15 protein-coding genes are annotated in these 11,659 nt (G+C 31.7%); 13 read left to right on the top strand and 2 right to left on the bottom strand.

What is annotated here, in order from left to right; genetic code table 11:
* The first annotated feature begins 9 nt into the window (after window positions 1–9).
* The 10 genes from ACEPXD_RS10080 (at window position 10) to ACEPXD_RS10035 (ending at window position 7,059) form a co-directional block, all read left to right on the top strand.
* Window positions 10–153: a hypothetical protein gene (locus ACEPXD_RS10080; protein ID WP_391115838.1), complete on the top strand. Its 144-nt coding sequence runs from the start codon at window positions 10–12 to the stop codon at window positions 151–153.
* Between the two features lie 520 nt (window positions 154–673).
* Window positions 674–1,249: a histidine phosphatase family protein gene (locus ACEPXD_RS10075; RefSeq protein WP_391115837.1), complete on the top strand. Its 576-nt coding sequence runs from the start codon at window positions 674–676 to the stop codon at window positions 1,247–1,249.
* A 565-nt stretch (window positions 1,250–1,814) separates the two neighbouring features.
* Complete coding sequence (locus ACEPXD_RS10070) at window positions 1,815–2,210, top strand: hypothetical protein (protein ID WP_391115836.1); 396 nt, start codon at window positions 1,815–1,817, stop codon at window positions 2,208–2,210.
* Window positions 2,211–2,396: 186 nt separating this feature from the next.
* Window positions 2,397–3,284, top strand: coding sequence for an alpha/beta fold hydrolase (locus tag ACEPXD_RS10065; RefSeq protein ID WP_391115835.1), 888 nt, complete (start codon window positions 2,397–2,399; stop codon window positions 3,282–3,284).
* A gap of 26 nt (window positions 3,285–3,310) precedes the next feature.
* A complete protein-coding gene (locus ACEPXD_RS10060) occupies window positions 3,311–3,778 on the top strand; it encodes a GNAT family N-acetyltransferase (RefSeq protein WP_391115833.1) in 468 nt (155 codons plus the stop codon).
* A gap of 15 nt (window positions 3,779–3,793) precedes the next feature.
* Entirely contained in the window at window positions 3,794–3,997 is a 204-nt protein-coding gene (locus ACEPXD_RS10055; RefSeq protein ID WP_391115832.1) for a DUF6366 family protein, read from the top strand.
* Between the two features lie 63 nt (window positions 3,998–4,060).
* Complete coding sequence (locus ACEPXD_RS10050) at window positions 4,061–4,528, top strand: GNAT family N-acetyltransferase (RefSeq protein ID WP_391115831.1); 468 nt, start codon at window positions 4,061–4,063, stop codon at window positions 4,526–4,528.
* A 312-nt stretch (window positions 4,529–4,840) separates the two neighbouring features.
* Window positions 4,841–5,641 (top strand): class I SAM-dependent methyltransferase, encoded by an 801-nt coding sequence (locus tag ACEPXD_RS10045; RefSeq protein ID WP_391115830.1) that lies wholly within the window; start codon window positions 4,841–4,843, stop codon window positions 5,639–5,641.
* Window positions 5,642–5,659: 18 nt separating this feature from the next.
* Window positions 5,660–6,157 carry a GNAT family N-acetyltransferase gene (locus ACEPXD_RS10040; RefSeq protein WP_391115829.1) on the top strand — a complete coding sequence of 166 codons (498 nt, stop codon included), beginning with the start codon at window positions 5,660–5,662 and terminating at the stop codon, window positions 6,155–6,157.
* Between the two features lie 44 nt (window positions 6,158–6,201).
* Entirely contained in the window at window positions 6,202–7,059 is an 858-nt protein-coding gene (locus ACEPXD_RS10035; protein ID WP_391115828.1) for a tetratricopeptide repeat protein, read from the top strand.
* Window positions 7,060–7,274: 215 nt separating this feature from the next.
* On the opposite strand, the gene ACEPXD_RS10030 is transcribed toward ACEPXD_RS10035, so the two are convergent.
* Window positions 7,275–7,736, bottom strand: a complete 462-nt coding sequence (locus tag ACEPXD_RS10030) for a nucleoside deaminase (RefSeq protein WP_391115827.1) — start codon at window positions 7,734–7,736, stop codon at window positions 7,275–7,277.
* A gap of 289 nt (window positions 7,737–8,025) precedes the next feature.
* On the opposite strand from ACEPXD_RS10030, the gene ACEPXD_RS10025 reads away from it, so the two are divergent.
* From ACEPXD_RS10025 to ACEPXD_RS10015, 3 genes are all read left to right on the top strand, one after another.
* Window positions 8,026–8,439, top strand: coding sequence for a GNAT family N-acetyltransferase (locus tag ACEPXD_RS10025; protein WP_391115826.1), 414 nt, complete (start codon window positions 8,026–8,028; stop codon window positions 8,437–8,439).
* Between the two features lie 85 nt (window positions 8,440–8,524).
* Window positions 8,525–9,205, top strand: a complete 681-nt coding sequence (locus tag ACEPXD_RS10020) for a hypothetical protein (RefSeq protein ID WP_391115825.1) — start codon at window positions 8,525–8,527, stop codon at window positions 9,203–9,205.
* 277 nt (window positions 9,206–9,482) lie between these two features.
* On the top strand, window positions 9,483–10,586 hold the full coding sequence (locus tag ACEPXD_RS10015; protein ID WP_391115824.1) for a hypothetical protein: 1,104 nt from the start codon (window positions 9,483–9,485) through the stop codon (window positions 10,584–10,586).
* Window positions 10,587–10,948: 362 nt separating this feature from the next.
* Here ACEPXD_RS10015 and ACEPXD_RS10010 read toward each other — a convergent pair whose 3' ends face one another.
* Window positions 10,949–11,071, bottom strand: a complete 123-nt coding sequence (locus ACEPXD_RS10010; RefSeq protein WP_391115823.1) for a hypothetical protein — start codon at window positions 11,069–11,071, stop codon at window positions 10,949–10,951.
* Window positions 11,072–11,659: the final 588 nt, after the last annotated feature.

The following is an 11,659-nucleotide window of genomic DNA, read 5'->3' as shown; positions in this document are numbered from 1 at the left end:
ATGAAAGAAATGAGAACAGGTATTGAATTGGTAAATGAACTTCTTGAAAGAATTGAAAACAAATTAGATTGTATTGATTATCAATTTAACCGACAAATTGCTTATGCGACAGAACAGTTGCTACAATATAGACTAGAACAACCTACTTATTAGAAAAAAACTAGCTGCTCGATATAGAACATAATAGAATTTAAACAAAAAATTTACCTTTTAGCATCCTATGGGTGCTTTTTCTTTTGCATCAAATAAAACTTTCTAGAAAGGAAATTTATAGGTCCCTGCGTAAGCTGAGATTCAGCTATTCTAATATGAAGAACAACCAAATCGCAAGATTCCATTTCAAAATTGCAAAAAATTTGTGGTTCTAGATAGTTAGTTGGAAAAGGTTTTTTCTTACAATATTTTCAGCAGATATAAGAAGTTTTTTGTAAGAAGAAGGTTGGAATTAGTGTATAATATTGGTAAGTTATATTCTGATCATTCAAGGAGTTAATTCGAAATGTCCTTTATTATAGGGTTGCTGATTATCTTAGTTGTTTTTATCCATTTTTCTTTAAGCGGAATTGAAAAACAATTGTAAATCAAAACGATCGTGTAACAGAACTTCTTACAGAAATTAAAGATAAAAAGTAACGATTTTTTAGATGAGAAAAAAAGGTAGTAGGTGATAAACGTGACAACAGTTGGTTTAATCAGGCATGGAATGACAGAATGGAATGCACTTAGGAGAGCTCAGGGAATTTCGGATATTCCATTAAATCAGATTGGTATAAAACAAGCACAAGCTTTAGCAGAAAGGTTTTCTCTAGAGGGTAAATGGGATGTCATCATTTCAAGTGATTTATCACGTGCAAAAGAAACTGCACAAATAATCGCAAATAAATTAAATATGTCTATTTCTATTTATGACCAGAGAATTCGTGAAATTAATTGTGGGGAAATAGAAGGAACAACCGAAGAACAGCGAATGCAAAAGTGGGGAACTAGTTGGAGAGAAGTAGATCTAGGTATGGAGAAATTTGAAGAAGTGGCTAAAAGGGGTTCGGAATTTTTAGAAGAAGCGGTAATTACATATAAAGACAAGCGAATACTGGTAGTAAGCCACGGCGCATTAATAGGACTTACTTTACAACAATTGCTTCCCGAAATGTTTCCAACGACATATATTGAAAATACATCCGTAACCATTCTAGAAAACATACAGTCAAAGTGGAGTTGTGATCTTTATAATTGTACAAAACATTTTTGAGGTTACGTAGTTCATATACTGGAGGGATTATGTTGAGAATAATTTTAGAATTAATTCGAATTATTTTGTTACTTGGTATTTTGGGTGTTTTCATGGGCTTTATAGTAAATAATATTTACGGATATTTCAGAGTTGATTTAGGTAATTCTTATTTAGGTCTTCTACCAGGTGTGTCGATTTTTATAATATTTTTCGTACTATATAGGAATAAGCTTCAATTCTCTGGATATTACAAAAGTGATGAACAAGTAAAATTGTCTAAAAGAGTAAGTATTTCACTGGTTTCTAGTTCGATACTTCTTTTAATAGTTGCACCATTATTTCACTGATACCCACTTTTATGACATAGACCAGAATTATGTGTCATGCTTCATATTTCGATGTCACGTAAGAGTAATCTTTATTTCAAAAAAGGATTTTCTACTTCAGATGAGGAAAACCATTAATATAACTAGAATTACAGAAAACATATAAACAAGCATTTAAATGGGGTATGTAATTTTAATAAGGAGTGAAATCCATTATTCGAAAGAAATTTTCTATTAAGCAATTTAGATTGTTTTTAATGATAATCACTATTTTTATAGCAGCAATTTCATTTTTTCTAGATTTTTATCCAGGTGGTTACTCACTTCAAAACGAAAATACAGTCAAAGTAACCTTAATTAAAAAAGGTTTTTTAGAAAAAGAACAATTTGAATTCGAAGTCACAACAGAAAATGAACTTAAAATTGCCTTGTTAAAAAATGAAGTGAATTATGTGAAATCGTTATGGTTTATGAGTTTGCTCGTATTTCCAACTGTTTTAAGTTCATTAGTTACATATTACTATTTTAAAAATAAACAAGTGTTCTTTTTAATTTTGACATTTTTTATTTTACTAATTTCATTAGATATTTATTCTATTATCAAGAGTTTGAATTTTATCGAAAAACTATTAATGGGGTTAATCACAATGTAGAAATACTGTTCCTTCCTTTGGTAAAGGTTTAGTAAGAAGAGGGTTTTTAACGAAGAAAATACGGTAGTTTTTATTGTAATAGTACCATTTATTTTGGATTTATAAAGCAAGATAGAGAATGGGAATTTGACACTTTAGCTACATATGCATAACATTTCACACTAATAATATAAACAAGGAGTACATATGAAAATTAATAATGGTGAATACCGAGTAATTATAAATGGAATCCATCACTGGGTAAAGATTGAAGGGGAAGAAAATAATACGATACCATTAATTATTATTCACGGTGGTCCAGGAGGAAACCTATATACATTTGAAAGAACTGTTGGTTCATATCTTTCTAAAGAAAGAACAGTTGTATATTACGAACAGCGTGGTTGTGGAAGAAGTGATAAACCAAATTCAGATAAAGCATATTCTATTCATGAATTAATTGATGACTTCAAGAAAATTCTTCAGTGGATTGATATCAAAAAAGTTGATTTATTAGGGTACTCATTTGGTGGGGAACTAGCACTTGAATTATGTTATGCACTTCCAACTTTTATTAACAAAATAGTACTATCTGGACCAAGCCTAATGACTTTAAAGACGCAATATATGCTACAAATAGCTGGTTTCGTATCGATTGCAGACACTCCCTTAGTACATAAAATAGAAGAAATACTTTGTGAAAATACTTCAATTGTAAATAAATATAAAAAGGTTTGGGAAATTGTAGATAATGATACAGTTGACCGATTATTCTTTGTAAATCAGGATATTGCTAGAAAGTTCAGAAAATTGGTAAAGGAAAGTAATTTGCACAATACAGGACTGATGCTAGAAGCCTTACAGGAAAGTCCAGTAGAAACACCTTTATATGAAAGACTGCAAAGTATTCAACATAAAACATTACTTATTACTGGAGTTCATGATAGAAATACAGGGATTTCTATCTCAAATATTATTAATAGAAATCTAGCAAACATCGAGTGGAAGTTGTTTAACCACAGTGCTCATTTCCCCGAATTAGAGGAAACGAATAAATTTGTTGGAGAAGTATTGCATTTTTTGGAAATTTCTTAAACCTAATAAAAAAAGAGGGAAAAATAATGATTATTAGGCTCGCTGAAAGTAAAGATATTGTCCAGTTGATTCAAATGAGATGGGATTTCACACTGGAAGACAATCAAAGTAAAATTTTCATTGAAAGCGATTTCGAGGCATTTAAATTACAATGTCAAGACTTTTTAGAAAAGGCTCTCGATAGCGAAACCTGGTTTATTTGGGTTGCGGAGGAAAACTCAAAAATCGTATCTCATATCTACATAGAATTAATACAAAAAGTACCACGTCCTGGTAGGATAACTTATCCTTTTGCATTTATGACAAATGTCTATACAGTCAAGGTCTTTAGAAATAAGGGAATAGGAAGTAAATTGATCACAAAAATAAATGAATGGGTAGAGAGGGAGAAGTACGAATTTATCATTGTTTGGCCAAGTGATGATAGCATTGATTATTATAAGCGAAATGGATATAAGCATTGTAAAGAACCTATGGAGTTTTTTCCTTCATAAAAAGGAGTTGTTCAGATGAATACAAACAAGGAAACACCTGAAAATAGAAGAGAGAGATTAAGACTAGAAGAATTGAAAAGGAATCCAACTGGGAATTTAAATAATGCTTTTAATCGAGCAAGTAGTGGTAGTTTTATGGATATAGGTTGGAAAAGTACAGGGGTACTTATTCTTGTTTTAATAGTCGGTTTTGTAATTGTATCAATCTTTTTCAAGTGAAACAGTTTGTTCTTGGGAGCTTCAAAAAATGGATGGATCACATTACTAATAGGAGGTGTAAAGTTGGAAATTAGTATTGAACATATGAGTGAGCAGATAGCGAAGAAAATACTTGGTTGGAAATACGAGCAACCATTTGATTTCTATAATAATGAATTGACATATGAATCTTTTAAGGAAATGCTAGATGGTTTTTACTATGCGCTTGTTAATCATAATCAAGCATTGTTCGGATTTTTTTGCATTGGGGAATCTGCACAAGTTCCAGTTGGAAATCAATTTGGTGTATATTCAGATGACTTCGTGGATATAGGGTTAGGTATGAATCCGAGGCTTATAGGTAAAGGTAATGGTTTTGAATTTTGCTCATATATTCTAAGTCATATTGAAAACAATTATTCTGGTACTCCCATTAGATTAACTGTAGCGAAGTTTAATGAACGAGCTATTCATTTATATGAAAAGCTTGGATTTGTTAGGAAAAATGAATTTACAACAGATTTTTCGAATTTTATTGTTATGGTTAAATAATGCTTTTTCAGTGAAAAAAAAAAGAGACATGTTTCACAATCTTTGATATTTCCAATTATCACTCCGAAATAAATTTTGTCTATAAAATTATAGAGGTCGTTGAATTCTTTCCATAGAAATTGTGAATTAGTTATAATTTTTGTAAAACTGTGAATTTTGCTAAAGAAATAGAAGTAGTAGGTGAAGAAAGATATATGGAAAGAGTTAAAGGAAAAGTCAATTAGTAATTAATCTTATGAAGTAGAAAATAGACAGCCCAACATCACATTAGCTTGCTACAATCATTTTGAAAATTTAGGAGGAAATTGTTGATTGGTACATTACGGAAAGGATTTATTTAAAGGTACATCATTATATTATTCACGATATAGACCAATATATCCTTCATCCTTGGTAAGGTTTTTAATAACTAGATTTAATCTGGATGGAAGTGGCCAAATGTTAGATTTAGGCAGTGGGGATGGAAGACTAGCTTTAAGGTTTTCAGATTGGTTTGAAAAAATAGTTGGTGTCGACATGGAACCTGAAATGATTCAACTAGCACAAAATCTTAGCAAAGAATATCGAGTTGAAAATACGGAGTGGTTTATAGGGGATATTGAAAAATATAAATGCCAATCCAATGATGAATTCAGATTTGTGACTATTGCCAAGGCTTTTCACTGGATGGATAGACAAGCTGTTCTAGATCGTTTATATGAAATGATTTCTAATGGAGGTGGTATAGCTATTATAGATAACTTTTCTCCAAATGGAGTTCTTTTACCTTGGCAAAAGAAAGTGAAAGATGTAGTTAACCATTGGTACGGAAATGAAAGAAGAGCAGGTAATACGATTTATTCCCATCCGGAAATTACACACCAGGAAATAATTGCAAATTCAAAATTTGATTTAGAAGTTCATCAGATTCTTCCCTATAAACAATATTGGACAATCGATTCAATTATCGGAAATCACTATTCTACTTCTTTTGGTTCTAAACGATTTCTTGGAGAAAATGTGAATATGTTTGAAGAACATTTAAAAGAAGAACTTTTGGCCATTAATCCAACTGGAGTATTTACAGAAGAAATGAATATATCAATTAAACTGGCTTTAAAAAATAGGCAATAACTTCTAGGGGCGATAAAATTGTTTGAAATCAGATACATAATAGAGAATGAAAAAAGTTTTTTAATGGAGATGCTTTATGAGTCAATTCACATAGAGTTGGAGAAAAAGCCACCTCTAGATGAACTGCTTTATACAGATGAGTTGAAGAAATACCACCAAAACTGGGGTCGAAAAGGTGACAAAGCGTTAGTAGCGATTGATAATGCTGGAACTCTTGTAGGTGCAGTATGGTATAGATTATTTAGCAGTGAAGAACGAGGATATGGCTATGTGAACGATAACACTCCAGAGTTAGGAATTGCTATAAAAAAAGAAGTTAGGGGAAAAGGACTTGGCACTCAATTAATGTATTCAATAATAGAAGAAGCAAAAAATAATAGCTTTAATGCAATATCGTTAAGTGTAGATGGTGATAATACGAATGCTATAAATCTCTACCGTAGCTTAGGTTTTGAAGAGGTGAGGAGAGAAGGAACTTCAATCACTATGTTGTTAAAATACGGAAGTTATATCTAAACAATAGTAATCATAACTTTATTATTCTATTTGGAGAGTGAAATATGTTTAACTTTGATACGCTTTGGGATTACAATCACCCTGAAAAAACCGAACAGAAATTTATCAGTTTGTTAACGGAAGCAGAGGAATCAGGAAACATTGAATATTTGGCTGAACTTTTGACTCAAATTGCTCGTTCTCAAGGGCTTCAGGCAAAATTTGAATTAGCTCATGAGACGCTTGATCGTGCAGAGAGTTTATTAAACAAGGATATAATTGTGGCAAGAGTTAGATATTTTCTGGAAAGAGGTAGAGTTTTTAATTCATCTTCCAAACCAATAGTTGCAGTTCCGCTATTCCTTCTGGCATGGGAATTGGGAATCCAATCTGGTGAGGATGATTATGCTGTTGATGCAGCGCATATGTTAGGTATTGCTGAAGCAACTTCAGAGAAACGAATGGAATGGAATATGAAGGCGCTAGAGTATGCCGAAAAGCATCCTAAAGCCAGCCGATGGTTAGGTTCGTTATATAACAACATCGGCTGGGCAAAAGTGGAGAATGGAAATTTGGAAGAAGCTCTTGAATTATTCAAGCGAGCGCTGGAATTTCGTATTGAGCAAGGTAATTCAAACTCGGTGTTTATTGCAAAATGGTGCGTAGCCAAGGTGCTGCGTATACTAGGTCAAGTGGAAGAGTCTTTTGCAATTCAGAAGAAATTACTTGTAGAAACGAAACAAACCACCAATCCGGATGGATATGTATTGGAAGAAATCGCAGAGTGTCTCCTATTGCTTGACAGAAACGAGGAAGCAAAACAATACTTTTCTTTATGCTACGATCGCTTAATACTCGATGACTACCTTGTATCAAATAGTCCAGAACGCATTGCACGCATTAAGGAATTAGCAGGGAAATAATCATTTAGCCACAAAGTTAGGATTAATGCCTATTTTCATTAGAGTATGCGGAGGAATTTGTGTAAAAGTGAGTTTTACCAAGAATCACTTTGTGGTAGCGTATTTTATATTTCAAATAGAGTCTAAGGATAAAGAAATAGGCGTTCCTACAGTTAGTAGGAACGCCTTTATATTTCAGGGAATCTTGTTATATGTGATGATAGTACATCTGTAAATTAATTAGAAAATGTGTATCCTTCAAATACTTTTAGCCCTTCCTCATTTAAAACTTGTTCTACGACTGCCGGCTTATTCGGGCTTTTTTCGATAACTTCTTTACACGAAATCATTATATTACTTCCTGCAATTTCTGCCAGTTGATCATGTGAAACACTGTAGACTATTTTTCCTAAATTAGACCACACCATAGCACCTGTACACATTACACAAGGCTCGCAGCTGGTATACAAAGTATATTCACTAAGATTAAAAATGTTGTTCTCAGAGCAAAAAGTACGTATAAGCCCTATTTCAGCATGATGTGTAGGATCACAATTACTATTTATTTTATTTTCTCCATACATTACTATTTCTTTATTTTTTACTAAAATAGCACCAAATGGTTCATTTCCATCTTTTCTAGCTTGTAAAGCCATTTTTATGGCTACTTCCATAAATTGTTCATCTTTTATTGCCAATTATAGGACCTCCAGTTCAATATTAGTATAACAGAAATATTGCTGTACTGAACGAGAACAAAGTAAGGCTATGCGTACATCCCACTAATTTTTTGTGATTTACATTTTTAACAAGACTACTTTATCTAATGTGTTAATCGTATAGGTTTGAAGAAAAAGGATTTAGAAAGCGAATGTAGAATAAAGTAAAGTATGTTCTTTTTAGGAGTAAGAATTTGGTTATAAAAATGTGAATAGGGAAAATGCAAAGAATATTTAATAATGAATTTATTATGGGGGTCACGAGGAAATGAATTATAAGATTATTGAGGAATTTGACGAAAACCAATTAAAAGAAGTACATAGTTTATTTAAAAATGAATGGTGGACGAAAGATCGTCAACTTTCAGAAATTAGAAAAATGATTGAGAGCAGCGGAGTTGTAATTGGATTAATAGATAATGATACAGAAGAATTAATTGGATTTGCGAGAGCAATTACAGATACACTTTATCGAGCATTTATATTTGATGTTATTGCTAAAGAAAATTCTAGAAATAGTGGTATCGGTACCATTTTAATGAACAGTATTTTAGATCACCCACTTGTTCGTGAAGTCGATAGAGTAGAACTATATTGTCCTGAAAGACTAGTAGGATACTATGAGAAATTCGGTTTTTCAACAGATGTAAATGGTAGTAACTTAATGAGATATAAAAAATAATTGATTCCGACTATAGGTATAAATTTAATGCATTTAGTGTTTCATCGAATATGGAAGAGAAATCTACATTTAAAAGGAGATAGAAATGGAATATAAAGTGAAAACTTATGGAGATGCCATAAATGTAATAGAAGAGATTGGTATACTACCACTTGCCCCTTTATTCCCTGATTTTCCTTCTTTAAATAACATAACTTTAGAAGAGGATTGGCATTCCGACACAGAGTTTGATCCTTGGATTTGGAGAACAAAATTCTCAACTGATGGGGTTGCGGCATATAGTAAATTCATTAAGAAAAAATCGGTATTAGTTTCACTTCAGCTTCTTCCATATGTAAAAAGTGTCTTAGGCTATGCTGAATCTGTTGAGGAACGCTATTTTAATGGAAACGTATCAAAAGAAGCACTTGATATATACAAAATAATTAGCCAAGAGGAAGGGATAGACACAAGAGCATTGAGAATAAAGGCAGGACTAAAGGAAAAGGACAAAAAAAGGCTATTTGAGAACGCATTATTAGAATTACAAGGATCATTGGACATTGTAATTTCAGGCATTCAAGAGAAAAGAAATGTAGACGGTGAAAAAAATGGGTGGAGCAGTACTGCTTTTGAGACTTATGATTCTTGGGCTAAAAGAAATAGAATAGTCACTATAAAAATAGACAAAGAAGAATCAAGGAAATATCTTATCTCCTTTTTTTCAAATGTATTTAGTATTGAATCTCTAATGAAATTTGAAAAAGTTTCAGTAGATCGACAATAACACTAAAATAATGTAATTAATTTATGAAAAATAATCCATTATGATTAAGGGGGGAAGTTAATCAATGGGATGGTTAATTATTATCGCAATTGCATATTTACCAATTATTTATAGAATCCATAAACGTCTTGATTATTTAGAAAAAGAGGTCAAAAGATTAAAGGGAGGGAATGATGTTTTTTAAGTAACTGAGATGTGTTTGCTATTAGTTGGCATGCTTTTTCTATAAGGTTAGGTCAAATGAAGTACAAACCGTTTTTAGAAAGGATAAATAGTAGTGAAAAATGATGATCTTAAGAATGCCATTGATAAGTTAAAAATAGAAAATATAAAGATGGAGCATATTTCGAAAATTGGGGAAGGTGCTTGGCATAATGTCTTTAGAATTGAAAGGAATATTGAAGAGGATCTTGTACTAAGAATCAGGAAAAAGAATGCATATGGGCAATTACAAGTATATAAAGAGATTGACTTGATTACTGAATATGAATCTTCAAAGGTTTATTACCACCAGGCTAATCAGTGTTCTTATCCCATTTGTCCTTCTTTCTTTGACTATTTCCAGGAAGAATCATTAGTATTTACCGTAGAAAGCTTTATGGGTAAAGGAAAAACACTTCAATATCTAAGCGATTCTGAAGCAATTACAATTGGAGAAGAGTTAGGAAAATTCTTTAAGATTATGCACAGAAAAGATCCCGATATACAAGGATTTGGTAATATTATATGGAATGGTAAAAAACTTGAAGGGAAGATGCAAGAAGAAGTTAGCTATATTTGGCAAAAGGACAATGACTTTTATTTAAGTATTTTAAATAGCTTGACTACTACTGATTTAACATTTAATCGCGAAAAAGTTGTAAATAAGATATTAAACTTAATTAAAAACAGACGAGAAAACCAGCAAAAGATATCATTAGTCAATCAAGATGTAACACCAGAAAATATTATATTGAATTTAGATAATGTTTCTTTAATAGATCCATTCCCAAAGTTAGATTTCGATTTGAAATATGCTGGGTATTTTGTTTTTTGTTACAAATTCCTTCTTCCTGCCTACTCTAATACAGATAGGTATATAAATCATGATTATAATCAAAATTCTAAGATATTGAGTAGAATTGCGGACGGTTTTATGAACGGATACATAGGTGATAATGTGGATTTGTATAAATGTTTATTGGACGAATATATCTTGTGGACATTATTAGAGGCTCATGAACACTATGAAATATTAAATGAAAGTGATCTGGACCCTAAGACACTGCAACAAATGGGGGATAAGGAAATGATTAAAAATAGATTAACATTATGTTTAATCGAATTAGAAAAATTATCTTTAGATAGTTCCTTCAACTTCTTCAACAGACGGGACTTTTAGCGGAACAGATTTGTTAAGAGACAACTTTTATTGTTATTGAACTACCATGAAAGAACGAAAATTTCTTATATATCTTGTGCTGAAGCATAGTTACATGAATGGATAACGGGTTGCGATACTAAAATAAGGCATCGCTTTTTTTGAGGGGATAACGGAGTAGATTGTGATTTATTGTACTTAAAGTTACGGAGGCGTTACTACAAAAAGTGGTAACACTTTTATACTAACCGATAAGGTTAGGTGAACAAGAGAAGTGGAGGTTTTATGTCGCATTTAACACAAACTGTGGCTTATATAGACCTATTGAATTCAAAAAAAGAGTGTAGAATATCCACACTCTTTAAAAATTAATATAAATGTATTCAAGCCAAAGCTCCGGGATTTAATCCAGTTCCACCTATGCTCATACCTGCAAATAAACTTATTCCAAAAGCCCAAAGTGACTCAGTGATGATAGAAATTAGTTGTCTTGCTGACAGTTGCATTTGCATCGCCTCCATAAATGGTACGTTATCAGGTAATAAACTGACATAGCGTAAAAACGTAAGCAGAATAAATGCAAATATTAAGATGGTGAATACTCGGACTTTTCGCCCCAGCTTCAATACATTTTGTTAGATGAATATCTATTCAGATAGATTGGTATATCAATTTATTTAACAGCACTAGAATGAGGGATACAAAAAAATCCAATATTTACTTCTATTGTTACACAGTTCGAACAAAAAGACACCTAATAATAGAAATTAGGGGGAAACAATATGTTCTTCTAAAAAAATTATTGTATATAATCCAGTCCTAAAAATCACCAAGAAATCAGATCGTTATGAAAGAATTTAATAGTTTTTCTTTTTGCATTTTTTATTATCAGCGAATATTGCGATAAAGGTACCGGACAAAACAGTCACCCATAAAATGAGATCCATTTTTATCATCTCCATTCGTTAGTTTAATTAGTATACGTCTAATATGAATAAAGGATTAATTAAAAAAATACAAAAAAGTGAAGGAGTGATAGCCATTTTTAAATTTGGTGATATTGCAATGTTTTAATGGTGTTTGGGTCAACAAAG

It is taken from the genome of Psychrobacillus sp. L3 (assembly GCF_042945595.1).
Taxonomy (GTDB): domain Bacteria; phylum Bacillota; class Bacilli; order Bacillales_A; family Planococcaceae; genus Psychrobacillus.
This window is presented reverse-complemented; position numbering and strand designations above follow the sequence as displayed.

What these genes read in the sequence shown, in the direction of transcription:
- ACEPXD_RS10020 (WP_391115825.1), top strand. Translation starts at nt 8,525, where the DNA reads ATGGAATATAAAGTGAAAACTTATGGAGATGCCATAAATGTAATAGAA.
- ACEPXD_RS10070 (WP_391115836.1), top strand. Translation starts at nt 1,815, where the DNA reads ATGATAATCACTATTTTTATAGCAGCAATTTCATTTTTTCTAGATTTT.
- ACEPXD_RS10035 (WP_391115828.1), top strand. Translation starts at nt 6,202, where the DNA reads ATGTTTAACTTTGATACGCTTTGGGATTACAATCACCCTGAAAAAACC.
- ACEPXD_RS10080 (WP_391115838.1), top strand. Translation starts at nt 10, where the DNA reads ATGAGAACAGGTATTGAATTGGTAAATGAACTTCTTGAAAGAATTGAA.
- ACEPXD_RS10065 (WP_391115835.1), top strand. Translation starts at nt 2,397, where the DNA reads ATGAAAATTAATAATGGTGAATACCGAGTAATTATAAATGGAATCCAT.
- ACEPXD_RS10025 (WP_391115826.1), top strand. Translation starts at nt 8,026, where the DNA reads ATGAATTATAAGATTATTGAGGAATTTGACGAAAACCAATTAAAAGAA.
- ACEPXD_RS10060 (WP_391115833.1), top strand. Translation starts at nt 3,311, where the DNA reads ATGATTATTAGGCTCGCTGAAAGTAAAGATATTGTCCAGTTGATTCAA.
- ACEPXD_RS10055 (WP_391115832.1), top strand. Translation starts at nt 3,794, where the DNA reads ATGAATACAAACAAGGAAACACCTGAAAATAGAAGAGAGAGATTAAGA.
- ACEPXD_RS10010 (WP_391115823.1), bottom strand. Translation starts at nt 11,071, where the DNA reads ATGCAACTGTCAGCAAGACAACTAATTTCTATCATCACTGAGTCACTT.